Origin of the sequence: Bradyrhizobium sp. Rc3b (genome assembly GCF_900114915.1) — a bacterium.
Classification (GTDB): Bacteria; Pseudomonadota; Alphaproteobacteria; order Rhizobiales; family Xanthobacteraceae; genus Bradyrhizobium.
In genome coordinates this window covers 360,022-383,480 of sequence record NZ_FOUS01000004.1, presented here as the reverse complement: position 1 = coordinate 383,480, position 23,459 = coordinate 360,022, and the positions used below count along the sequence as shown (strand labels likewise).

The window sequence follows — 23,459 nt, the reverse complement described above, 5'->3', positions numbered from 1 at the left end:
ATGAATGCACATGACAGCGTCTCCCGCCGCGCGCTGCTGACCGGCGGTCTCGCCACCGGTTTCCTGCTCGCCTTCCATCTGCCGCTGCGCGCCGCCGTCAACGAACCGGTGCAGCCGCGCGATGCGACCGAGGGCAAGTTCGCGCCCAATGCCTTCATCCGCATCGACGAGACCGGCCACACCGTGCTGATGATGCCGCAGGTCGAGATGGGCCAGGGCACCTACACCTCGATCTCCGCCGTGCTCGCCGAGGAGCTTGATGCCGACTGGAGCAGGGTCGAGGTGCAACATGCTCCGCCGAACGACAAGCTCTACGGCAATCCGACCTTCGGCCTGCAGGTCACCGGCAACTCCAACTCGATCCGGGCTTGGTGGCTGCCGCTGCGCAAGGCTGGTGCCACCGCCCGCGCGATGCTGGTGCAGGCCGCGGCCGCCCAATGGGGCGTCGAGCCCGCGAGCTGCACGGCATCGAAGGGCGAGGTCGCGCATGAAGCGAGCGGCCGCAAGCTCGCTTACGGCGCGCTGGCGCTCGCTGCGCAAGGCCAGACCCCGCCGAAGGATGTTGCGCTGAAGGACCCCAAGGACTTCGTCATCATCGGCCAGCCGCTGAAGCGGCTCGACACGCCCGACAAGGTCAACGGCAAGGCCGTCTACGGCATCGACGCGATCCTGCCCGGCATGAAGTTCGCGACCGTCGCCGCCTGCCCCGTGTTCGGCGGCAAGGTCGGCAAGGTCGACGACAGCGCCGCGGTGAAGCTCCCCGGCGTGCGCAAGGTCGTGGTGCTCGACGACATGGTCGCCGTGATCGGCGATCACATGTGGGCGGCCAAGAAGGGCCTCGAAGCGCTCAAGATCGAGTGGAACGAGGGACCCAACGCTGCGATCACCACGAAGGATGTCTGGGACGATCTGCGCAAGGCCAGCCAGAAGGACGGCGCGGTCGCCAAATCCGACGGCGACATCGCCAAGGCGCTGGCGAGCGGCGACAAGTTCGAGGCGGCTTACGAGCTGCCGTTCCTGGCGCATGCCTCGATGGAGCCGATCAACGCCACCGTCCATGTCAAACCCGATTCCTGCGAGATCTGGACCGGCACGCAGATCATGACGCGCGTGCAGTCGGAGGCGGCGAAGGCCGCTGGGCTTCCGGTCGACAAGGTCATCGTCAACAATCATCTGCTCGGCGGCGGTTTCGGCCGCAAGCTCGAGCCCGACATGGTGATCGCGGCGGTGAAGATCGCAAAACAGGTCGACTACCCCGTGAAGGTGGTGTGGACCCGCGAGGAGGACATCCAGCACGATGTCTATCGTCCGGTCTATCGCGACCAGATCACGGCGTCGCTGGTCGACGGCAAGGTCGCGGGGTGGAAGTACAAGGTCGCCGGCTCCGCGGTTCTGGCGCGCTGGTTGCCGCCGGCGTTCCAGAAGGGCATCGACATCGACGCGATCGATGCCGCGGTCGATGCGCCCTACGACTTCGCCAATTTCCACGTCGAATATGTCCGCGCCGAACCGCTGTCGGTGCCGACAGGCTTCTGGCGCGGCGTCGGCCCCAACAACAACGTGTTCGCGGTCGAATGCGCGATGGACGAGCTCGCGCGCAAGGCGGGCAAGGACCCGATCGAGTTCCGAAAGTCCATGCTGACCAAGAACCCGCGCATGCTCGCGGTGCTGGGCCAGGTCGCGGAGGAATCCGACTGGGGCGAGCCGCTGCCTCCGCGCGTCGGCCGCGGCGTCTGCGTGCAGCCGTCATTCGCGAGCTTCATCGCGACCGTGGTGGAGGCCGAGATCGACGATATCGGCGAGATCGTGCTCCGCCGCATCACCTCGGTGGTCGACACCGGCATTGCAGTCAACCCCGACACGGTGAAGGCGCAGATCGAGGGCGGGCTGATCTTCGGCCTCACCGCCGCGCTCTATGGCGAGATCACCATCGACAAGGGCCGCGTGCAGCAATCGAACTTCCATGACTACCGCATGATGCGCATCAACGAGACGCCGAAGATCGACGTGATCGTCGTCAAGAGCGGCGAGGCGCCCGGCGGCATCGGCGAGGCCGGCGTCAACGCCGGGCCGCCGGCGCTGCGCAACGCGATTCTTGCCGCAACCGGCGTGGCGCTGCGGCGCCTGCCCATTGACCGAAAACTGCTGGCTGCGGGGAAGAAGGCATGAGCGGCAAGATGCGTATCCTCACAAGCGTCGCTGCGATCGCCATCGTCGCAGCAGGGCTCGGCGTCTGGATCATTCGCGGGCCCGGTCCGCTCGACTTCGCCGGCGGCACGAAGGTGGCGCTGGCGGATTATCGCGCCGGCAAGCCGACCGGCGTGCCCGCCAAGCTGGAGAAGGCAAGCCTGGTCGAGCGCGGCGAATATCTCGCCAAGGCGGCGGACTGCATGGTCTGCCACACCAAGCCGGGCGAGAAGGACTATTCCGGCGGGCTCGCGTTCAAGCTGCCGTTCGGCACGCTCTATTCCACCAACATCACGCCGGACAAGGACACCGGCATCGGCAATTACAGCGACCAGGAATTTCTGAACGCGGTCCAGCACGGCAAGCGTCGCGACGGCGCGCGGCTCTATCCGGCGATGCCGTACACGTCCTACACGTTCATGACGGATGAGGACGTGCTGGCGGTGAAGGCCTATCTGTTCAGCCTGCCGCCGGTGCGCGCGAAGGCGCCGGACAATACGCTGTCGTTCCCGTTCAACCAGCGTTGGGCGATGATTGCCTGGTCTGCCGTGTTCAATCCGGACACGCGCTTTGCACCCGATACTTCGAAGAGCCCGGATTGGAACAGAGGCGCGTATCTTGTCGAAGCGCTGGCGCATTGCGGCGAATGCCACACCCCGCGCAATCTCGGTTTTGCGCTGGATAACCGCAGGAAGTTCGCCGGCGCGATCACGGCGGGCTGGCGCGCCTTCAACATCTCCTCCGACAAGGCGACGGGTCTTGGCAATTGGAGCGACCAGGATCTGATCTCCTATCTGTCGCTCGGCCATGCGCCGGGCCACGGCTCGGCCTCGGGGCCGATGGGTGAAGCGGTCGACCATAGTTTTAGCCAGTTCGCCCCCGAAGACATCCGCTCCATCGTTGCTTATCTGCGCAGCGTGCCGCCGCAGCCCTCGCCCGATCTGCCCGCGACCACGGCGCCGGTCGCGCCCGCCTCGCACAAGGACGGCGTCACGGCGGACGCACGCGGCAAGAAGGTGTTCGCCAGCGCCTGCGCCAGCTGTCACGGCTGGAGCGGCGAGAGCCCGGTGTCCCCGATGGCAACGCTCACCGGCACCTGGGCCGTCAACGACCCCGCCGCCACCAACGTCGCGCAGATCGTGCTGTCAGGTACGAAGCGGCACACGCCGGATGGCGCACTTTCGATGCCGGCGTTCGGCAATGCGTATACCGACGACGAGATCGCGGCGGTGGCGAACTACGTCACGGCGCGGTTCGGGACGAAGGGCTCGAAGCTGACGGCAAAGGATATCGCGGAGCTGCGGGGGCAGACGGCGGAGTAGGCAGCCGGCGTTACTTGCGGCGAGATTGATGCGCAATCGCGCGCGTCAATCTCGGCCGTCGTCCCGGACAAGCGAAGCGCAGATCCGGGACCCATACCCACAGGGAGTAGTTTGACGATGACTCGGCTGGGAGCTTTGCCCCATATTACTCCCTGGGGTTATGGGTCCCCGCGTTCGCGGGGACGACACCGAGGTTGACGCGGCTCTGCTAACTCAACCAGAACTTCGGCGTCGTCGGCTCCAGCCTTCCGCCGACGCGCACCGGTGCGATCTTGAGCGCGAGGCCCGTTGCATCATCCGTCTCCACCGCGACACCGCTCAGCGTTGCAGCGCCCGCGGCCGGCTCGAATCTCCCCGACGGAATCCCCAAGGTGAACCTGCGCAGCGGCTCTTCCTTCTGCATGCCGATGATGGAATCGTAATCGCCGGTCATGCCGGCATCGGTCATGTAGGCGGTGCCGCCCGACAAGATCTGATGGTCGGCAGTCGGCACATGGGTGTGCGTGCCGACGACGAGGCTGGCGCGGCCGTCGCAGAAGAAGCCGATGCCCTGCTTCTCGCTGCTCGCCTCGCAATGGAAGTCGACGACGACGGCATCGGCGGCAACGCCGAGCGGACAGGCCCCTAACTCGCGCTCCAGCGCGGCGAAGGGATCATCGAACGGGGTCATGAAGACGCGGCCCAAAGCGTTGACGACGAGCGCATGCTTGCCATTCTTGGTCTCGACCAGGGCTGCGCCGCGGCCGGGCGTGCCGCGCGGATAGTTCGCCGGACGCACCAGGCGCTCGGCACGCTCGATGAACACAAGCGCTTCACGCTGGTCCCAGGAATGGTTGCCGAGCGTCACCGCGTCGGCGCCGGCATCGAGAAACTCCTGATAGATCGCTTCCGTGATGCCGAAGCCGCCGGCGGAATTCTCGCCGTTGACGACGACGAAATCGAGCGACCAGTCCTTGACCATGCCGGGCAGATAGTCGGCGATGGCCGTGCGTCCTGCACGGCCGACGACGTCACCCACGAAGAGAATGCGCAACTTCAGAACTCCGGAAATCGAACACGTCCGATTCCGTTAGCACATAATCCAGCGCGACGTCGTGGGATAGTGCCGGAACCGCCTTGATCTCCTGCGCTGCAAAAGCGAGCCCGATGCCGACGATATTCTTGGCCTTGCGCAAATGCGCGAAGGTGAAGTCGTAATGCCCCGCGCCATAGCCGATGCGATGGCCGAGACGGTCGAACGCCGCCAGCGGCGTCAGCATGATATCCGGAATGACTTCGCTTGCGGCTGGCGACGGCTCGGGAATGCCGAGCGGGCCGAGCATCAGGCGATCGTTCGGGTGGAAGATGCGGAAGATCAGCGACTGGCCGCGCGCGGTGACGCAAGGCAGCGCCAGCTTTGCGCCCTCTTCGGCGAGCTTCTTCAGCAGCGGCATCGGATCGATCTCGCTGCGGATCGGCGAATAGCCGGAGACGATGCTGCCGGGCAGAAGCTGGAACGGCAGTCCGCGCTTGGCGAGCTTTGCGGCGGCGGCGCTGCGCTTCTTCTCGCTGAGCGCGTCGCGTGCCGCCAGGGCCTTGGCACGGAGTTCGGCTTTGGAGTTGGGCATGCGCTTTGGTCCCCCACGTCATCACCCGCGAATGCGGACGATCCAGTATTCCAGAGGCGGTGGTGATTCACACAAAGGCCGCGGCGTACTGGATGCTCCGGTCCCCATGCACAATTGCGCACTGGGCAGGGCATGACACCTGTTGAACTGGGCCGCAATCGTTTCAACAAGCACAAACCAAGCAAACAAAAGTGCGAAGCCGCGTACGCCGTTGAAGCACTCGATCCCGGAGTTCCCTACGAAAGTAGGTGGGCACCATATGTCCGGGCCCACGGGCCCGGCCAGGGACAGTTCCCTAAAGGATCGATAAGGCCCCGGGGATATATGGCTCCTGACGCGCGTCGCAGCCTCGCCCGCGCAATGTAACAACGATACTGACGAATCGCCAGCCCGACGAGCAGCCTCGCTTCCGCCGCGCGCTTCTTACCCTCCCTGGAGGGGGAGGTCGGCTCACATTGAGCGCAGCGAAATGTGAGACGGGGTGGGGTGACGGTCCCTCCACCCTCCAACAGTGTTCGTGTGGAGAGATCACCCCACCCCGCTCGCGCTGCGCGCGATCGACCCACGGGCGAGCTTCGCTCGTCCCGGACCCTCCAGGGGAGGGTACGCGCGCGGACACATTGAGCGAACCAGCTGCGATCCGCGGACGCTACCCGATCGCAATCCCATTGCCGACGGTCCGGTTCAGGACCTGGGTCGACTTCTCGATGCGTTCGGCCGCAGCGTTCAGGGCATTCACCACGGCGGTCTGCGTCATCCGGGCGCGCTCGACGGCGGCGTTGCGGAAGTCCCTGAGCTCGGTCAGCTCCTGCTCCATGGTGCGGACACGGTTGCCGGCATCGACAAGCTCGTCGCAGACGGTCAGCGCCGCCATCACGGTGAGGCGCGCATCGCCGATCTCGCCGAATTTTCCGCGCAGCGACTGGATCCGCGTCTCCAAGCTTTCCGCGAGCTTGAGCAGCCGCACCTCCTGGCCCTCCTCGCAGGCCATGCGGTATTGCCGGCCATTGATGGTGACGTTGATGTGGCTCATCCGTCCTCTCCGGTATCGAGCACCGAGCGTATCGTGACGATCGCGGAATCCAGCCGGTCGGAAATCTCGCGATTGGTGCGCTCGAGCTTGCGCGCCTTCACCAGCGCGCCGTCGAGCTCGTCGGCGAGCCGCGAGCGATCCGCGCCCAGTGCCTGGATTCGTGCCGCAAGCTCGTTCTCGTCGCGATCAGCATCGCGCCGCCGCTCGACCGCGCTTTCGAGCGCGTCGAGCGCCGCCATCAGCCTGCGGGTCGCGATCTCGATCTCGACCGCGGAGGACTCCGTCATGGCGGCACTGTTGGACACGCGATCGTTCATGTAGTCAGCGGCGGAACCTGTGGCCTTTGCCCAGTGGCCTTTTCCTGGGGCGTGCCGTCCGGCAAAAGACTCGGTTCGGCAAGCGGTTAGAAGCAGAAATTTACGTGGCAAGCTAGCCAAGCGCAACGCCGCCGCGAAACTATGCACTGCTAGATCAGGAGCGATCATCCCGATCCATGGGTTCCTGCCGGCGCGATCAGCTCCGAAACGGAGCCCCCCTTCGAAGCGTGCCGCAGGCAACTTTTACGGCCGAATCGGCGTTTGACTGCCTTGGACTCCCGGAACCGAGGTGCTATCCCAGCCCCGACCTTCAGTGGCCGCCAGGCTCCTCCCGCGCGGGCGTACACCGCCTCCAAGCGCCTCATTTCAGACGGATTTCAGACATGACGCAGGTCGATCACACCCGTATGGCCAACGCGATCCGCGGCCTTTCGATGGACGCCGTCGAGAAGGCGAAATCGGGTCATCCCGGCCTGCCGATGGGTGCCGCCGACATCGCCACGGTGCTGTTCACGCAATTCCTGAAATTCGACGCCACCGCGCCCACCTGGCCCGACCGCGACCGCTTCGTGCTCTCGGCCGGCCACGGTTCGATGCTGCTCTATTCGCTGCTTTATTTGACCGGCAACTCCGAGATGACGCTGGACCAGATCAAGCAGTTCCGCCAGGTCGACTCGCTCACCCCGGGACACCCCGAGAACTTCCGTACCAACGGCATCGAGACCACGACCGGCCCGCTCGGCCAGGGCATCTCGACCGCGGTCGGCATGGCGCTCGCCGAGAAGATGCTTGCCGCCGAATTCGGCAAGAAGATCGTCGATCACCATACCTATGTGCTCGCCTCCGACGGCGACCTGATGGAAGGCGTGTCGCAGGAAGCGATCGCGATGGCCGGGCACTGGAAGCTCAACAAGATGATCGTGCTCTACGACGACAACGGCATCTCGATCGACGGCCCGACCTCGATCTCCGATTCCGTCGACCAGGTGAAGCGCTTCAAGTCGGCGGGCTGGGCCGCCGAGAAGATCGACGGCCACGATCAGGCGGCGATTGCCGACGCCATCACGCGCGCGAAGAAATCCAACAAGCCGACGCTGATCGCCTGCCGCACCACCATCGGTTTCGGCGCCCCGCACAAGGCCGGGACGTCGAAGGTGCATGGCGAGGCGTTGGGGGCTGAGGAGCTCAAGGCCGCCAAGGAAAATCTCGGCATCTCGCTCGAGCCGTTCGCGGTCGCCGACGACGCGCTGAAGGCGTGGCGTGCAGCCGGCAGCCGCGGCGCTGCGGCGCGCCGGGAATGGGAGGGCCGGCTCGGTGAGCTCGGCAGCCGCAAGCGCGCAGAATTCGAGCGCCGCCTGCGCCACGAGCGTCCCGCCGCGCTCGCAAAGGCCGTGCGCGCATACAAGAAGGAATTGCTGGAAAAGCCGATGACCGCGGCGACCCGCAAATCCTCGGAAGCCGTGATCGAAGTCATCGCCGGCGCGATGCCGATGGAATTCCTCGCCGGCTCGGCCGACCTCACCGGCTCCAACAACAACAAGGCGAAGTCGGCGACCGCGTTCTCGGCCAAGACGCCGAAGGGCCGCTTCATCCATTACGGCATCCGCGAGCACGGCATGGCCGCGGCGATGAACGGCATCTTCCTGCACGGCGGCTTCGCGCCGAACGGCGCGACCTTCCTGGTGTTCACCGACTACGCTCGTCCTGCGATGCGCCTTGCCGCGCTGATGGGCTCCGGCGTCGTCTATGTGATGACGCACGATTCCATCGGCCTCGGCGAAGACGGCCCGACCCATCAGCCGGTCGAGCATCTCGCCGCACTTCGCGCCATTCCGAACATGCGCGTGTTCCGCCCGTGCGACGCCATGGAGGTCGCCGAGTGCTGGGAGCTCGCGCTCAATCGCGTGGACGGACCGACAGTGTTGGCGCTGACGCGCCAGAATCTGCCGCAGCTCCGGACCACCGCGCCGAACGACAATCCCTGCGCACAGGGTGCCTACGAGCTGGTCGCCGCCCAGGGCGAAGCCAAGGTGACGCTGTTCGCCTCCGGCTCCGAGGTCGAGATCGCGGTCGCCGCCCAGAAGCAGCTCGCGGAACGCGGCATCGCGTCGCGCGTTGTCTCCGTTCCCTCGCTCGAGCTGTTGTTAGCGCAACCAGAGGCCAAGCGCGCCGCGATCATCGGCAATGCGCCGGTCAAGATTGCGATCGAGGCCGCCGTGCGCTGGGGCTGGGATGCCGTGATCGGCCAGGATGGCGAATTTATCGGCATGCATTCGTTCGGCGAAAGCGGCCCTGCAAAGGAGCTTTACAAGCATTTCGGCATTACCGCCGAGGCTGCAGTTAACGCTGTGCTGAAGCGCGTTAGCTGAGAGTTGAGCTTGCCGCAAAAAAGGACTACCTAGTCTTCCATATGATCAAGCACCGCCCGGCCGAACCGGGCGCCCGCCCCTAAAAAACCCTCGCAGGCGCGCAAAGCGCGTTGTGCGGGATGACAACGGTCATTGAAGGAGACGAAACATGGCAGTCCGCGTTGGAATTAACGGTTTTGGCCGCATCGGCCGCAACATCCTGCGGGCTATCGCCGAGTCCGGCCGCAAGGACATCGAGGTCGTCGGCATCAATGATCTCGGTCCGGTCGAGACCAACGCCCATCTGCTCCGCTTCGACAGCGTCCATGGCCGTTTCCCCGGCACCGTCACCGTCGACGGCGATACGATCAATCTCGGCAGCGGCAAGATCAAGGTGACCGCCGAGCGCGATCCCTCGAAGCTGCCGTGGAAGGATCTCGGCGTCGACATCGCGATGGAATGCACCGGCATCTTCACCTCGAAGGACAAGGCGTCCGCGCATCTGACCGCCGGCGCCAAGCGCGTGCTGGTCTCCGCGCCCGCCGACGGCGCCGACGCCACCATCGTCTACGGCGTCAACCATGAGACGCTGACCAAGGAGCACCTGGTCATCTCCAACGGCTCCTGCACCACCAACTGCCTGGCGCCGGTTGCCAAGGTGCTGAACGATCTCGTCGGCATCGAGACCGGCTTCATGACCACGATCCACGCCTATACCGGCGACCAGCCGACGCTCGATACGATGCATAAGGATCTCTATCGCGGCCGCGCGGCTGCGATGTCGATGATCCCGACCTCGACCGGTGCTGCGAAGGCGATCGGCCTCGTGCTGCCGGAGCTCAAGGGCAAGCTCGACGGCGTCGCGATCCGCGTGCCGACCCCGAACGTCTCGGTCGTCGACCTCAAGATCGTCGCCAAGCGCGCCACCGACGCCAAGGAGATCAACGCGGCGATGAAGCGCGCCAGCGAGCAGCAGCTCAAGGGCATCCTCGGCTACACCAATGCGCCGAACGTCTCGATCGACTTCAACCACGACCCGCATTCCTCGACCTTCCACGAGGACCAGACCAAGGTGCAGAACGGCACGCTGGTGCGCGTGATGTCCTGGTACGACAATGAGTGGGGCTTCTCGAACCGCATGGCGGACACCGCCGCTGCGATCGCGAAGGTGATCTAACTCCGCTCTCGTGTCCCGGGCGCGGTGCAGCGTGAAACGCTGCATCGTAGATCCGGGACCCATGTCCCTCCAGCGTAGGTCCCGGTTCTGCAGCGCACCGCTCCGCGGCCAGCGCAGCGCCCGGGACAAGAGAGTGTCCCGATGTCCGCCAAATTCCGTACCCTCGACGACGTCGACGTGAAGGGCAAGCGCGTGCTGCTGCGCGTCGATCTCAACGTGCCCATGGACAATGGCCGCGTCAGCGACACGACCCGGATCGAGCGCGTCGCGCCGACCATCACCGAAATCTCGGACAAGGGCGGCAAGGTCATCCTGCTCGCGCATTTCGGCCGGCCGAAGGGGCGAGACGCCAAGGACTCGCTCAAGCCCGTCGCTGAAGCGGTGTCGAAGGTGGTGAAAAAGCCGGTCGCCTTCGCCGACGACTGCATCGGCGAGCCCGCGGCCAAGGCCGTCGCCAGCCTGAACGACGGCGACATCCTCTGTCTGGAAAATACCCGCTTCCACAAGGAAGAGGAAAAGAACGATCCGGCCTTCGTCGCGGAGCTGGCAAAGCTCGGCGACATCTGGGTCAATGACGCGTTCTCGGCGGCGCACCGCGCCCACGCCACGACCGAAGGCCTCGGCCACAAGCTGCCGGCCTATGCCGGCCGCACCATGCAGGCCGAGCTCGATGCGCTGGAGAAGGCACTGGGCTCGCCGACCAAGCCTGTCATCGCGATCATCGGCGGCGCAAAAGTCTCGACCAAGATCGACCTGCTCGAAAACCTCGTCAGCAAGGTCGATGCGCTCGTGATCGGCGGCGGCATGGCCAACACCTTCCTGCACGCCCAGGGCGTCGCGGTCGGCAAGTCGCTGGCCGAGAAGGATCTTAGCGCCACCGCGCTGCGCATCATGGAGAAGGCGGAAGCGGCCAACTGCGCCATCATCCTCCCCGTCGACGCCACCGTTGCCTATCATTTCGCTGCCAACGCGCCCTCGCACGCCTATGGGCTCGATGCGATCCCGGCCGACGGCATGATCCTCGACGTCGGCCCGCAATCGATCGCCCGCGTCCACGCCGCGATCGACGATGCGGCAACCTTGGTCTGGAACGGACCGCTCGGCGCCTTCGAGATGCAGCCGTTCGACCGCGGCACGGTCGCGGCCGCCAGGCACGCCGCCGAGCGCACCAAGGCCAAGAAGCTGATCTCGATCGCAGGCGGCGGCGACACCGTCGCGGCGCTCAACCAGGCCCATGTGGCCGGTGACTTCACCTATGTCTCGACCGCCGGTGGCGCGTTCCTCGAATGGATGGAAGGCAAGCCCCTGCCCGGCGTCGAGGTTTTGCGCGTCAAGTAAGCCAGATCGGCGAGTAATCAGCGGCCCCGCAAGGCCCCAACGGGAGAAAAAGACAGATGGCTCGGATCACGTTACGTCAATTGCTCGACCACGCGGCGGAGAACGATTACGGCGTACCGGCCTTCAACATCAACAATATGGAGCAGGCGCTGGCGATCATGGACGCGGCCAACCAGGTCGACGCGCCCGTCATCATCCAGGCCTCGCGCGGTGCGCGCTCCTACGCCAACGACGTCATGCTCAAGCACATGATGGACGCGGTGACCGAGATCTATCCGCACATCCCGGTCTGCGTGCATCTCGACCACGGCAACGAGCCGGCGACCTGCATGACCGCGATCCAGGCCGGCTTTACCTCGGTGATGATGGACGGCTCGCTCAAGGCCGACGGCAAGACCCCCGGCGATTGGGGCTACAATGTCGGCGTCACCAAGACCGTGACCGACATGGCCCATCTCGGCGGCATCTCGGTGGAAGGCGAACTCGGCGTGCTCGGCTCGCTCGAAACCGGCATGGGCGACAAGGAAGACGGCCACGGCGCCGAGGGCAAGCTCAGCCACGACCAGCTCCTGACCAATCCGGACGAGGCCGTGAAGTTCGTCCAAGAGACCAGGGTCGACGCGCTCGCGATCGCGATGGGGACCTCGCACGGCGCCTACAAGTTCACCCGCAAGCCGGACGGCGACATTCTCGCCATGAACGTGATCGAGGAGATCCACCGCAAGCTGCCGAACACGCATCTGGTGATGCACGGCTCCTCCTCGGTGCCGCAGGACCTGCAGGAGATCATCAACGCCAATGGCGGCAAGATGAAGCCGACCTGGGGCGTGCCTGTGTCCGAGATCCAGCGCGGCATCAAGAACGGCGTGCGCAAGATCAACATCGACACCGACAACCGCATGGCCATGACCGGCCAGATCCGGAAAGTGCTCAAGGACAATCCGGAAGAATTCGATCCGCGCAAGTACCTGAAGCCCGCGATGGAGGCGATGACCAAGCTGTGCAAGCAGCGCCTCCAGGAGTTCAACACCGCAGGCCAGGCCTCCAAGATCAAGAAGGTCCTGACCACCGCCGAGATGGCCAAGCGCTACGCCAAGGGCGAGCTGGACCCGAAGGTAGCGTAAGGGCCGCAAACGCTCTCTCGTCCCCCTCGCCCCGCTCTTGCGGGGAGAGGGCGGGGTGAGGGGCTGTTTCCGCGTAATTGGTGACAAATGGACTCGCCGAGAGTCCCCCTCACCCGCCGCGCTGGTGCGCGTCGGCCTCTCCCCGCAAGCGGGGAGAGGCGAAGAACCCAGCCTCCCCCCTTTACCCTGCGACGAACGTTAACTCGGCAATTGCCCGAGAACGGTCTATTTTCACGGGCAAGGGCAGAATCGTTTTGGGAGGACCTCTCGATGAATCTGACTGAGCTCAACAGGATCGCGACCGCCATGGTCGTATCAGGCAAGGGTATCCTCGCCGCCGACGAATCCTCCGGCACCATCAAGAAGCGCTTTGACGCGATCGGCGTGGACTCGACCGAAGACAACCGCCGCGACTATCGCGAGATGCTGTTCCGCTCCAGGGAGGCCATGAGCCAGTATATTTCCGGCGTGATCCTCTATGACGAGACGATCTGGCAGGATGCCAAGGACGGCACGCCGCTGATCAGGCTGATCGAGCAGAGTGGTGCCATTCCCGGCATCAAGGTCGACGAGGGGACGCAAGCCCTGCCGATGTGCCCGGGCGAACTGGTCACCGTCGGGCTCGACAAGCTCGCCGAACGGCTGAAGAAATATTATGAGCGCGGCGCGCGCTTTGCCAAATGGCGCGCTGTGATCGACATTGGCAGCGGCATCCCCTCGATGACCGCGATCAGCGTCAACGCCCATGCACTCGCGCGCTATGCCGCGCTGTGCCAGGCCGCGCAGATCGTGCCGATCGTCGAGCCCGAGGTGCTGATGGACGGCGATCACGACATCGACCGCTGCTATGAGGTAACGACCCGCGTGCTCAACAAGACGTTCCAGGAATTGCGCGTGCAGCGCGTCGCTCTCGAAGGCATGGTGCTGAAACCCAACATGGCGATATCAGGCAAGAAATGCGCAAAGCAGGCCTCCGTCGAGGAGGTCGCCGAGAAGACGATCCGGCTGCTCAGGGCCTGCGTGCCCGCGGCCGTGCCCGGCATCGCCTTCCTCTCCGGCGGCCAGTCCGACGAGGAGGCGACCGCGCATCTCAACGCCATGCACAAGCTCGGCCCGCTGCCCTGGGGCCTGACCTTCTCCTACGGCCGCGCCCTGCAGGCCGCGCCGCAGAAAGCCTGGTCCGGCAAGGCCGAGAACGTCGCGGCCGGCCAAACCGCCTTCAGCCATCGCGCGCGAATGAACGGCCTCGCCTCCAAGGGCGAATGGCAAAGTAGCCTGGAAAAGAAGGCAGCCTAGATCTTGTCGAACAAACCGCCTCCGCCGCGCCCGGCGCCGCGCCTCTATCTCGCGACGCCTGTCGTCGATGATCCCGCTTCGCTTGTGGCCGAGCTGCCGGGCCTGCTGGCCGCCGCCGACGTCGCGGCCGTGCTGCTGCGGCTGAAGGAGACCGACCAGCGCACCATGATCTCGCGCATCAAGGCGCTTGCGCCGCCGGCGCAGAAAGCAGGCGCCGCGCTACTCGTCGAGGGCCATGCCGAGCTGGTCGCGCGCGGCGGCGCCGATGGTGCGCACCTGCCCGGCATCGCCGCACTGAAAGAGGCGCTGCCATCGCTCAAGCCCGATCGCATCGCCGGTGTTGGCGGGCTGACGACGCGGCACCATTCCATGGATGCGGGCGAGATGGGCGCGGATTACGTGCTGTTCGGTGAGCCCGATGCGAAAGGCCAGCGTCCTTCGGCGCAAGCCATCGCGGAGCGGCTGGACTGGTGGGCGGAGCTATTCGAGCCACCCTGCGTCGGCTTTGCCATGTCGCTGCAGGAAGCCCACGATTTCGCTGCCAGCGGCGCCGATTTCGTGCTGGTCGGCGACTTCATCTGGGCCGATCCGCGCGAGCCCAAGGCTGCGCTGATTGAGGTCGATGCTGCGATCAAGAAGGCCCATGCGATGGCGCTTGCGGGCCAAGATCCTGCGGGCCAGGAGCACGGCTAGCGCCCGACATGAAGCTCCCCTGCATCACCTTGCTGGCTACGCTGCTGCTCACAGTGCCCGCGGCCGCGCAGCTCCAGATTACCCCGCCGGCGACAACGCCGAGCGCGGCGCCTGAGAAGCAAAAGTCCAAGCCGCACGCGCTCACCAAGAAGAAAGAGGCCGCGCCGGCGCCCAAGCCTTCCGCCTCACCCAAGCCGTCCCCTTCCCCCAAGCCGGCCGCCACCGTGATCCCGGCGCCGCCGACCGAAAATTCCAACGTCGATCTGGTGTTCGGCGCCTATCAGCGCGGCCAGTACAAGACCGCCTTCGACCTCGCCACTGCCCGCGCGCAAGCCGGCGATCCCAAGGCGATGACCATGCTCGGCGAGCTCTATTCCAATGCCATGGGCATGCGGCGCGACTACGCCAAGGCAGCCGAATGGTACAAGCGCGCGGCCGATGCCGGCGACCGCGAGGCGATGTTCGCGCTCTCCATGCTGCGCATTTCGGGCCGCGGCGGCCCGATCGACAAGAGCGAGGCGGTCAAGCTGATGGCGTCCGCCGCCAAGCTCGGCGAGCCCAGGGCGGCCTATAACCTCGCTCTGCTCTATCTCGACGGCCAGACCCTGCCGCAGGACGTGAAGCGCTCCGCCGAGCTGCTGCGCCAGGCCGCCGATGCAGGCCTGCCCGAGGCGCAATACGCGCTGGCGACCTTCTACAAGGAAGGCACCGGCGTGCCGAAGGACCCGGAACGCTCGGTGCGGCTGCTCCAGGCCGCCTCCCTCGCCGACAATGTCGACGCCGAGGTCGAATATGCCATCGCCATGTTCAACGGCACCGGCACGCCGAAGAACCAGCCGGCTGCCGTCGCCCTGCTCCGCAAGGCCTCCCGCCAGGGCAGCGCGATCGCGCAGAACCGGCTGGCGTGGGTGCTGATCAACGGCGTGGGCACGTCCGTAGACAAGGTCGAGGGCTTCAAATGGCACCTGGTGGCCAAAACCGCCGGCAAAGGAGACCCGGAGCTCGACAAGCAATTATCCGACCTGCCGGCCGAGGACCGGGCCAAGGCGGAGGCCGCCGCCAGAAAATGGCTCGGGACCAAATGACTTGACGCAATGACTTGACCTGAGGGCCCTTGCAGGGCACCCAGTCCCCCAAACAGGCGTGATTTCCCGCCATTTCCCCCGATCAAGACCAGAGCTCATGCTGTATTCCGCCACTATCAACGTCATGGTCAAAGCCGCGCGCCGCGCCGGCCGCAGCCTCAAGCGCGATCTCGGCGAGATCGAGCATCTCCAGGTCTCGCTGAAGGGGCCAGCCAATTTCGTTTCGCTCGCCGACAAGCGCGCCGAGGAGATCCTCTACCAGGACCTCGCCAAGGCGCGGCCCGGCTACGGCTTCATCGGCGAGGAGGGCGGCACGCGCGAGGGCTCCGACAAGAGCCACACCTGGATCGTCGACCCGCTCGACGGCACCACCAACTTCCTGCACGGCATCCCGCAATTCGCGATCTCGATCGGCCTCGTGCGCGAGGGCACGATCATCGCGGGCGTGATCTACAATCCCGCCAATGACGAGCTCTACATCGCCGAGCGCGGCAAGGGCGTCTTCCTCAACGACCAGCGCCTGCGCGTCGCCGGCCGCCGCCAGCTCAACGAATGCGTGGTGGCCTGCGGCCTGCCCCACATCGGCCGCGGCGATCACGAGGAATTCCGCCGCGAGATGACCGCGATCCAGGACCGCGTCGCAGGCCTGCGCCGTTTCGGCGCCGCCTCCCTCGACCTCGCCTTCGTCGCCGCCGGCCGCCTCGACGGCTATTGGGAGCGCAATCTGCAATCCTGGGACATCGCCGCCGGCATGCTGATGGTGCGCGAAGCGGGCGGCACGGTGAGTGACATCAACACGCCCGGCGATGCGCTGGTGACCGGGGATGTGGTGTGCGGGAATGAGTACGTGCACGGGGAATTGGTGAAGATTTTGCGGAAGCCGGCGTAGCAGTCGACGCCTCGATCTGCCGCGGTTAGGAATCGTCGTCTTCCGACTCGTCGTCTTCCGATTCAGCGTCGCGATATTCGCCACCGAGCGTCAGGCCCTCGATCGCCGTGGCGCCTTTCGCCTTGATGACACGGCGAAGCGGGACAGAGCTCTCGCTTCGCAAGGCCTCCATCAGCTGCTCCGAATGGGTGACGATCCAGATGTCGGCGCGGCGCGATGCCTTGGCGATCAGACGGGCCAATGGTGCCAGCAAAGATGGATGCAGGCTGGTCTCGGGTTCGTTCAGCGCGATGAACGGCGGAAGCCGGTAGCCCATGAATACCGCGAGCAGGCAGATGTATTTCAGCGTCCCATCGGACAGTTCATGAGCCCTGAACGGCCGGGGCATATCCTCGAGCTGCAGATCGAATTCGCACAAGCCGCCCTGCTCCCATGCGCGGAGCTCAGCGCCCGGGAATGCGTCCTGAATGGCTTCATGCAGGTCGGTCGCGTCGCCTCGAATGGTATAGAGGGTCGCCAGGGCAGCCGCGAGGTCGCTGCCATCAGCGCTCAGCGAGGGCGTCGTGATCGCCAGACAGGGCTTTCGTATCGGTGACGCCGGATCGGTGCGAAAGTCGTGATAGAAACGCCAACCCAGCATCGCGTTTCTGATCAGATCGATTTCGGGACATTCCTTGCCGTCAGAAAAGCCCGCGAGCGCCGGCTCCGACGGCAGCACCGCATCCTTGTGGCTGCTCCAAGCGCCGGTCTCGCCGCGGACGCTGACGAGCGAATTCTTCCGCTCCATCAACAGAACCGTGCGCCTGCCCTCCGTCGCCTCGATGCTCTCGGCCTTGATCATCGGCTCGCCGGCGAACGCCGCCGCCACCGGGCTGGGAAATCCGATCTCAATGGAATATTTCAGACGATCGAATCTGGCCGACAATCTTAGTCGTCCATCCTCCCCGCGTTTGCGGATGCCCGACCAGCAGACCGAGTTCAATCCGCCTTCGTCGGCGATCGTCCGCGTGATCACCCCGGTCGCCGCGTCGCGCAACAGCGACAAGGACTTGTAGAGGTTGGATTTGCCGACACCATTCTCGCCCACAAAGACGGACAGGGGATGGATTGGGATGGAGAGCCGTCGGATCGAGCGATAGTTCAAGATCGCGATGTCTGTCAGACGCATCACGTACTTTCAATCGGCGGGCCGTGTGCATTTGAGATGCCGTGCGAATGCACAATCCAGGGATGTAGTCTGGATCGGCGCTCGCGCGAAAGCAAGCCGAACGCCCATTGTCGCGCGGCAGACATCCAAACCTAAAGCAATAAGGACCGATCCGGCGTTCAGTGGCCGGTATGCACCGGCGCCGGCGGGCCGTAAGCTTCGCCCTCCCTCGCCGCCCGCGGCTCCCTGTCCCCAGCCAGCACGCGCTGCACCGAGACGAAGAATACCGGCACCATCAAGAGCGCCAGGATCACCACCGCGATCATGCCGCCCATCACGATGCTGCCGAGCGCCTGCTGGCTGGCGCCGCCGGCGCCGTGGGCGATGGCCATCGGCAGCACGCCGCAGATGAAGGCGAGGCCCGTCATCAGGATGGGGCGGAAGCGCAGGCGGCAGGCCTCGATGGTGGCTTCGACGAGCGGCTTGCCTTCTTTCCGCAGATCCTTCGCGAATTCGATGATCAGGATCGCGTCCTTTGCCGCAAGGCCGATGATGGTGATCAGGCCGACGGTGAAATAGACGTCGTTGGGCAGGCCGCGCAGCATGGCCGCGATCACCGCGCCGACGATGCCGAGCGGCACCGTGAGCAGCACCGCGAGCGGAATGGTCCAGCTCTCGTAGAGCGCCGCGAGGCACAGGAACACCACGAACACCGACAGACCGAGCAGGAACGGCGCCTGCGAGCCCGACAGCTTCTCCTGGAGCGACTGCCCGGTCCATTCGTAGCCGAAGCCGCGCGGCAGACGGCCGGCAAGACGCTCCATCTCGGCGATCGCGTCACCCGAGGTGAAGCCGGGCTTGGCCTCGCCGGAGATGCGCACCGCCGGATAATAGTTGAAGCCTGCGATCTGGGTCGGGCCTCGCGCCCATTCCACCGTGGCAAAGGACGAGAACGGCACCAGCTGGCCGCGGCTGTTCTTGACGTTGTAGTTGAGGATGTCCTCGGTCCGCATGCGGTCGCGGGCGTCGGCCTGCACCACGACGCGCTGCATGCGGCCGCGGTTCGGGAAGTCGTTGATGTAGTTCGACCCGAGATTGGTCGAAATCGTGTTGTTGATGTCCTCGAAGGTGACGCCGAAGGCACCGGCCTTCTCGCGGTCGATCATGAGATTGACCACCCCGGCCTCGGGCAGGCCTTCGACATAGACCTTCTGAAGCACGGGACTGGCGTTGGCTTCCGCGATCAACTGATCGGCGGCGCGCATCAAGGCCGGATAGCCCTTCTGTCCGCGGTCCTGGAGGCGGAACGAGAAGCCCGACGAGTTGCCGAGATTGTCGATCGGAGGCGGCTGCAGCGCGGAGATTTTGGCGTCGCGGATCGACGCCCCCAGATCGCGGTTGATGTCGTTGACGATCGCCGCGGCCGAATCCTTCGGTCCACGCTCCGACCAGTCCTTCAGCGTGATGAAGGCCTGCGCGGTATTCATGCCCTGACCGGAGAAGCTGAAGCCGGTGAGGAAGGTGACATCCTTCACGCCCGGCCGTTCAGCGAGATATTTCTCGACCTTCTCGATCACGGCCTCGGTGCGGGGATAAGAAGAATCCGACGGCGTTTGCACGTCGGTGGTGACGAAGCCCTGGTCGTCGATCGGCAGGAAGCCGCCCGGCAGGCTGACGAAGGCCCAGGACAGGCCGACGAGCAGCGCGACATAGACCAGCATCAGGCGGCCGGTCCGCTTCAGCGAGAAGCCGACGGTGCGGGAATAGCCTTCCTTGCCGCCTTCGAGCACGCGGTTGAACCAGCCGAACACGCCCCGCTTCGCATGACCGTGGCCGGCCGCAACCGGCTTGAGCAAGGTCGCGCACAGCGCCGGCGTCAGCGACAGCGCGAGGAATGCGGAGAAGCCGATCGCCGCGACCATGGTGACCGAGAACTGGCGGTAGATGATGCCGACCGATCCCGGGAAGAACGCCATCGGCACGAACACCGCCATCAGCACCAGCGTGATGCCGATGATGGCGCCCGATATCTGCGACATCGCCTTGCGCGTCGCCTCCTTCGGCGGCAGCCCCTCCTCGCTCATGATGCGCTCGACGTTCTCGACCACGACAATGGCGTCGTCGACGAGGATGCCGACCGCGAGCACCATGCCGAACATCGAGAGCATGTTGATGGAATAGCCGGCGAGCAGCAGCGTGGTGCAGGCGCCCAGAAGCGCCACCGGCACAACGATGGTCGGGATGATGGTGTAGCGGATGTTCTGCAGGAACAGGAACATCACCACGAACACCAGCACCACGGCTTCGACCAGCGTCGTCAGCACCTTCTTGATCGAAGCCTCGACCACCGGCGTGATGTTGTAGGGAATCTCGTAAGTGATATTGGCCGGAAAGAAGCGCGACAGCTCCTTCATCTTCTCTTCGACCGCGCTCGCGGTCGCCAACGCATTGCCGGTCGGCGACATCAACACCGAGAGACCGGCGGTCGGCTTGCCATTCAGGCGCGTGTTGAACTGGTAGCTGAGGCCGCCGACCTCGATGCGCGCAACGTCGCGCAGGCGCACGGTCGAGCCGTCGGCATTGGCGCGCAGGATGATGGCGCCGAATTCATCCGGGGAAGACAGCTGGCCCTTGACCAGCACCAGCGAGGAGGTGCGCTGGCTCGAGGTCGACGGCTCGGCGCCGATGCTGCCCGAGGCAACCTGCGCGTTCTGCGCGGCAATGGCCTTGTTGACGTCGTCGGCGGTGAGCCCATAGCCGACGAGCTTGGCCGGATCGACCCAGACGCGAAGCGAGCGCTCGGTCGAATAGAGCGTGGCGCGGCCGACGCCGGGGATGCGGCGGACTTCACCGAGCACGTTGCGGATCATGAAGTCGCCGAGCCCGACCTCGTCGAGGCTGCCGTCGGTCGAATTCAGCGTGATGATCTGGAGCACCGCGCTCGAGGCTTCCTCGATCAGGATACCCTGCTGAATCACCGCGCGCGGCAGGCGCGCCTCGACCCGCTTGATGCGGTTCTGCACCTCGACCGAGGCCGCGCTGGTATCGGTGCCGGGCACGAAATTGGCGATGATCTCGACCTGGCCGAGCGAGTCGCTGGTCGATTCGAAATTGAGGATGCCGGAGGCGCCGTTGAGCTCCTCCTCGATCAGTCGCGTGACGCTGTTGTAGAGGTTTTCGGGCGAGGCGCCAGGATAGCTGGTCGAGATCGAGATCGAGGGCGGCGCGATGATCGGATATTGCGCGATCGGCAGCAGCGGCACGGCAATTGCGCCGATCAAGCAGATGAACAGCGCGACCACCCAGGCAAAGATTGGCCTGTCGATAAAGAAACTCGCCATGGCGCGTTACCGCGTGAGCTTCAGGGCGTGCCGGTTGTCCGCGGTCGCGTCCGCCTCCGACCAGGATTGCGGCTTGACCTTGTCGCCGGCGGCGAACTTCTGGAAGCCTTCAACCACGACCTTGTCGCCGGCCTTCAGGCCTTCGGTGACGAACCAGATTCCGTCCTGCACCGACCCCGTGCGCACCGGCTGCACCGCGATGTGGTTGTCGTCCTTGACGACGAACACTTCGCTGCCGCCGCCGCCATTGCGCTGGATCGCCTGCTGCGGCACCGCGATCGCGTCGCTGTCGAGACCCTGGTCGATGCGGACGCGGACATACATGCCCGGCAGCAGCTCGCGCTTGGGATTGGGGAACTCGCCGCGCAACGTCACCTGCCCGGTGTGGGCGTCGACCTTGGCGTCGGAGAACAGCAGCTTGCCGTCGAGCGAATAAAGCGTGTTGTCGTCGAGCACGAGGCGCACCTTGGCGGCGTCGGACGCGATACGCTCGAGATCGCCGGTCTCGAAGGCGCGGCGGAGCTGGTTGAGCTCGGTCACCGACTGGGTGAAGTCGGCATAGATCGGATCGAGCTGCTGGATGGTGGCGAGATTGGTCTCGTTCTGCACGGCGAGCGCGCCTTCGCTGACGAGGGCCGCACCGACGACGCCGTCGATCGGCGCGCGCACGGTGGCATAATCGAGATTGAGCTTTGCCCGCGCGAGCTCGGCCTTGCGTCCCTCGACCTCGGCGTGGGCCTGACGCTCGGCCGCGATCGCCTTTTCGTTCTCGGCTTCCGGGGCGGCGCGGTCCTTGGTAAGCGCAGCGACGCGGCGTGCCTGCTGGTGCGCCTGCATCGCAGCGGCCTCGGCCTTGGCGAGCGCCGCCTCGTTGGCCAGCACCTCGACCTCGAACGGGCGCGGATCGATGCGGTAGAGCGGATCGCCTGCCTTCACCTCGCTGCCCTGGCGGAACAGGCGCTCGACCACGATGCCGGAGACGCGCGGCCGCACGTCCGAGACACGCGTCGGCGCGATGCGTCCCGGCAATTCCCGGACCACTGCGCGCGGCTGCGGCTTAACAATGACGATGCTGACGTCCGGATAGGTGGGCGGGGCGGCAGACACGGCGGAGCTGGATTCGTCGCAAGCACCAAGCAGCGGCGCCAGGGCCGCGAGCAGTATTGCAACGCATGCCGATCGCGCGCGAAGTCCTGACATGAAATGGGGTGCCCCGATATTGTTGAAACTAATCATGCTCGCGCGAGGCCCGTTCTGGGCCCTTTACACGCGGCTGATATCGCCAAAATAGAATGCATCTGCTGCGATGCAACGCATGGCGCGGGCGGCTCATTGTCACACAGCTTACGTAATTGAAATAAGAAGGCTTTTGCCGTGTCACTTGATTGTGAGTCGGGGTTCCACCGGCGCGTGTGCGGCGGAACATCGCAATTACTCGGCGGCCTTCATCCGGTAGTGACTGACCCCCCATTCGGTTCCATCGGCATAGCCGAACAGGCCCGAAGTTGCGAGCAAGAACCAGCGCCAGCGCCGCATCCACAGACAGGTCTGTTCGCCATAGACCTGGCGCAGGGACGCCTCGATCGCATCCCGATGCGTGTCGAAATTGTCGAGCCAGTCATTAGTGGTGCGCTGATAATGCGTGCCGCTCCAGCACCATTCCTTCTCGACCGTGAAGATGTCGTGGAATTGCCTGACGAGGTGATGGCTCGGCATCAGCCCGCCGGTGAAGACGTGCTGCGCGATCCAGTCCTCGCGATCGAGCCGGTCGAACAGCTGCGAGCCGGAGCGATGGGTGACGATCTGCATGAAGAAGCGCCCATCCGGCGCGAGCCATGCCCGCAGCCGCGACATCAGCTTGCGCCAATTCATCATCTGCTCGAACATCTCGACCGAGACGATGCGATCGAACTGGCCGTCGGGCGCGAACACGTTCATGTCCGCAGTGACCACCCGCAGGTTCAGCAAGCCGCGCCGCCGCGCCTCCTCCTCGACGTGAGCGCGCTGCGCCTGCGAGGTCGACACCGCCGTCACCTTGGCGTGTGGAAACTGCCGTGCCATCCACAGCGACAGCGAGCCCCAGCCGCAGCCGAGCTCGAGGATGGTCTGGCCGTCGGCGAGGCCGGCATGCTCGACCGTCTGGCGCAGCGCCTCCTCCTCCGCCTCCTGCAAGGTGGTCGCATCGGTCTTGTAGAAGCAGCAGGAATATTTGCGGCTGGGGCCGAGCATTTCGGCGAAGAACGCCGCGGGCACCTCCTCACGCCCGGCCTCAGCGTTTTCGGCGATCGGCCGCAGCATCATCCGGCCGGCGAATGCGGCGTCGGCGGCCGCGTCATGCGCGGCGAGGCGGGTTGCGCTGCGGGAGCACAGGCGCTGGATCGCGGCGCGGATCACGACGTCCGGCAGCGGCACGCGTTCGGCAGTCCCGATGATCGCGGAAACGACACTCATGCGCCCCCCGAATGGCGAATCTCTGCAGATAGCTGCTTATCAAAGCCCCGCTTCCGGTCCGGGTTCCCCGAGCTGTCCCCGAAATCGGCGCATCCGGCGCTTTT

General features: G+C 65.3%; 18 protein-coding genes and 1 other RNA gene. 10 read left to right on the top strand and 9 right to left on the bottom strand.

All coding sequences use genetic code 11. The features are described from left to right. Positions 1–2,169 (top strand): xanthine dehydrogenase family protein molybdopterin-binding subunit, encoded by a 2,169-nt coding sequence (locus BM190_RS11800; RefSeq protein ID WP_177237039.1) that lies wholly within the window; start codon positions 1–3, stop codon positions 2,167–2,169. Beyond that, on the top strand, positions 2,166–3,509 hold the full coding sequence (locus BM190_RS11795) for a c-type cytochrome (RefSeq protein WP_092254510.1): 1,344 nt from the start codon (positions 2,166–2,168) through the stop codon (positions 3,507–3,509). The genes BM190_RS11800 and BM190_RS11795 overlap by 4 nt, the downstream gene beginning before the upstream one ends. 208 nt (positions 3,510–3,717) lie before the next feature. On the opposite strand, the gene BM190_RS11790 is transcribed toward BM190_RS11795, so the two are convergent. The 5 genes from BM190_RS11790 to BM190_RS11770 form a co-directional block, all read right to left on the bottom strand. After that, a complete protein-coding gene (locus BM190_RS11790; RefSeq protein ID WP_177237038.1) occupies positions 3,718–4,542 on the bottom strand; it encodes a TIGR00282 family metallophosphoesterase in 825 nt (274 codons plus the stop codon). Continuing rightward, entirely contained in the window at positions 4,520–5,116 is a 597-nt protein-coding gene (locus BM190_RS11785) for a 5-formyltetrahydrofolate cyclo-ligase (RefSeq protein ID WP_018318701.1), read from the bottom strand. The genes BM190_RS11790 and BM190_RS11785 overlap by 23 nt, the downstream gene beginning before the upstream one ends. Positions 5,117–5,308: 192 nt before the next feature. After that, positions 5,309–5,469: non-coding RNA, 6S RNA (ssrS, locus tag BM190_RS11780), on the bottom strand. A 296-nt stretch (positions 5,470–5,765) separates the two neighbouring features. Next, on the bottom strand, positions 5,766–6,149 hold the full coding sequence (locus BM190_RS11775) for a cell division protein ZapA (protein WP_018318702.1): 384 nt from the start codon (positions 6,147–6,149) through the stop codon (positions 5,766–5,768). Further along, positions 6,146–6,466, bottom strand: a complete 321-nt coding sequence (locus BM190_RS11770; protein ID WP_018318703.1) for a DUF4164 domain-containing protein — start codon at positions 6,464–6,466, stop codon at positions 6,146–6,148. The genes BM190_RS11775 and BM190_RS11770 overlap by 4 nt, the downstream gene beginning before the upstream one ends. Before the next feature lie 383 nt (positions 6,467–6,849). On the opposite strand from BM190_RS11770, the gene tkt reads away from it, so the two are divergent. The 8 genes from tkt (at position 6,850) to BM190_RS11730 (ending at position 16,416) form a co-directional block, all read left to right on the top strand. Then, on the top strand, positions 6,850–8,835 hold the full coding sequence (gene tkt / locus BM190_RS11765; RefSeq protein WP_092254504.1) for a transketolase: 1,986 nt from the start codon (positions 6,850–6,852) through the stop codon (positions 8,833–8,835). Between the two features lie 148 nt (positions 8,836–8,983). After that, positions 8,984–9,991 (top strand): type I glyceraldehyde-3-phosphate dehydrogenase, encoded by a 1,008-nt coding sequence (gap, locus tag BM190_RS11760; protein ID WP_092254501.1) that lies wholly within the window; start codon positions 8,984–8,986, stop codon positions 9,989–9,991. Positions 9,992–10,132: 141 nt separating this feature from the next. Next, on the top strand, positions 10,133–11,329 hold the full coding sequence (locus tag BM190_RS11755; protein WP_092254497.1) for a phosphoglycerate kinase: 1,197 nt from the start codon (positions 10,133–10,135) through the stop codon (positions 11,327–11,329). Between the two features lie 56 nt (positions 11,330–11,385). After that, a complete protein-coding gene (gene fba, locus BM190_RS11750; protein ID WP_018318707.1) occupies positions 11,386–12,453 on the top strand; it encodes a class II fructose-bisphosphate aldolase in 1,068 nt (355 codons plus the stop codon). Between the two features lie 270 nt (positions 12,454–12,723). Further along, positions 12,724–13,749: a class I fructose-bisphosphate aldolase gene (locus BM190_RS11745; protein WP_092254493.1), complete on the top strand. Its 1,026-nt coding sequence runs from the start codon at positions 12,724–12,726 to the stop codon at positions 13,747–13,749. Positions 13,750–13,752: 3 nt separating this feature from the next. Beyond that, positions 13,753–14,442 (top strand): thiamine phosphate synthase, encoded by a 690-nt coding sequence (locus BM190_RS11740; protein WP_092254490.1) that lies wholly within the window; start codon positions 13,753–13,755, stop codon positions 14,440–14,442. 8 nt (positions 14,443–14,450) lie between these two features. Then, the gene (locus tag BM190_RS11735; RefSeq protein WP_092254487.1) at positions 14,451–15,527 is read left to right on the top strand and encodes a tetratricopeptide repeat protein; all 1,077 of its coding nucleotides are present in this window, start codon (positions 14,451–14,453) and stop codon (positions 15,525–15,527) included. A gap of 97 nt (positions 15,528–15,624) precedes the next feature. After that, positions 15,625–16,416 carry an inositol monophosphatase family protein gene (locus BM190_RS11730; RefSeq protein WP_092254484.1) on the top strand — a complete coding sequence of 264 codons (792 nt, stop codon included), beginning with the start codon at positions 15,625–15,627 and terminating at the stop codon, positions 16,414–16,416. Positions 16,417–16,441: 25 nt separating this feature from the next. Here the strand turns inward: BM190_RS11730 and BM190_RS11725 are convergent, their stop codons facing one another. The 4 genes from BM190_RS11725 to BM190_RS11710 all read right to left on the bottom strand — a co-directional run bounded on the left by BM190_RS11725 (position 16,442) and on the right by BM190_RS11710 (position 23,355). Beyond that, positions 16,442–17,584, bottom strand: coding sequence for an AAA family ATPase (locus tag BM190_RS11725; protein ID WP_092254481.1), 1,143 nt, complete (start codon positions 17,582–17,584; stop codon positions 16,442–16,444). Between the two features lie 158 nt (positions 17,585–17,742). After that, on the bottom strand, positions 17,743–20,904 hold the full coding sequence (locus BM190_RS11720; protein WP_092254478.1) for a multidrug efflux RND transporter permease subunit: 3,162 nt from the start codon (positions 20,902–20,904) through the stop codon (positions 17,743–17,745). Between the two features lie 6 nt (positions 20,905–20,910). Next, a complete protein-coding gene (locus tag BM190_RS11715; protein ID WP_018318713.1) occupies positions 20,911–22,104 on the bottom strand; it encodes an efflux RND transporter periplasmic adaptor subunit in 1,194 nt (397 codons plus the stop codon). A 231-nt stretch (positions 22,105–22,335) separates the two neighbouring features. Beyond that, entirely contained in the window at positions 22,336–23,355 is a 1,020-nt protein-coding gene (locus tag BM190_RS11710; protein ID WP_092254475.1) for an SAM-dependent methyltransferase, read from the bottom strand. Positions 23,356–23,459 lie beyond the last annotated feature (104 nt).

Bases quoted from the DNA above. Each gene is read 5' to 3' on its own strand.
- BM190_RS11800 (WP_177237039.1), top strand. From the start codon at position 1: ATGAATGCACATGACAGCGTCTCCCGCCGCGCGCTGCTGACCGGCGGT.
- BM190_RS11795 (WP_092254510.1), top strand. From the start codon at position 2,166: ATGAGCGGCAAGATGCGTATCCTCACAAGCGTCGCTGCGATCGCCATC.
- BM190_RS11785 (WP_018318701.1), bottom strand. From the start codon at position 5,116: ATGCCCAACTCCAAAGCCGAACTCCGTGCCAAGGCCCTGGCGGCACGC.
- BM190_RS11775 (WP_018318702.1), bottom strand. From the start codon at position 6,149: ATGAGCCACATCAACGTCACCATCAATGGCCGGCAATACCGCATGGCC.
- BM190_RS11770 (WP_018318703.1), bottom strand. From the start codon at position 6,466: ATGAACGATCGCGTGTCCAACAGTGCCGCCATGACGGAGTCCTCCGCG.
- tkt (WP_092254504.1), top strand. From the start codon at position 6,850: ATGACGCAGGTCGATCACACCCGTATGGCCAACGCGATCCGCGGCCTT.
- gap (WP_092254501.1), top strand. From the start codon at position 8,984: ATGGCAGTCCGCGTTGGAATTAACGGTTTTGGCCGCATCGGCCGCAAC.
- BM190_RS11755 (WP_092254497.1), top strand. From the start codon at position 10,133: ATGTCCGCCAAATTCCGTACCCTCGACGACGTCGACGTGAAGGGCAAG.
- fba (WP_018318707.1), top strand. From the start codon at position 11,386: ATGGCTCGGATCACGTTACGTCAATTGCTCGACCACGCGGCGGAGAAC.
- BM190_RS11745 (WP_092254493.1), top strand. From the start codon at position 12,724: ATGAATCTGACTGAGCTCAACAGGATCGCGACCGCCATGGTCGTATCA.
- BM190_RS11735 (WP_092254487.1), top strand. From the start codon at position 14,451: ATGAAGCTCCCCTGCATCACCTTGCTGGCTACGCTGCTGCTCACAGTG.
- BM190_RS11730 (WP_092254484.1), top strand. From the start codon at position 15,625: ATGCTGTATTCCGCCACTATCAACGTCATGGTCAAAGCCGCGCGCCGC.
- BM190_RS11725 (WP_092254481.1), bottom strand. From the start codon at position 17,584: ATGCGTCTGACAGACATCGCGATCTTGAACTATCGCTCGATCCGACGG.
- BM190_RS11720 (WP_092254478.1), bottom strand. From the start codon at position 20,904: ATGGCGAGTTTCTTTATCGACAGGCCAATCTTTGCCTGGGTGGTCGCG.
- BM190_RS11715 (WP_018318713.1), bottom strand. From the start codon at position 22,104: ATGTCAGGACTTCGCGCGCGATCGGCATGCGTTGCAATACTGCTCGCG.
- BM190_RS11710 (WP_092254475.1), bottom strand. From the start codon at position 23,355: ATGAGTGTCGTTTCCGCGATCATCGGGACTGCCGAACGCGTGCCGCTG.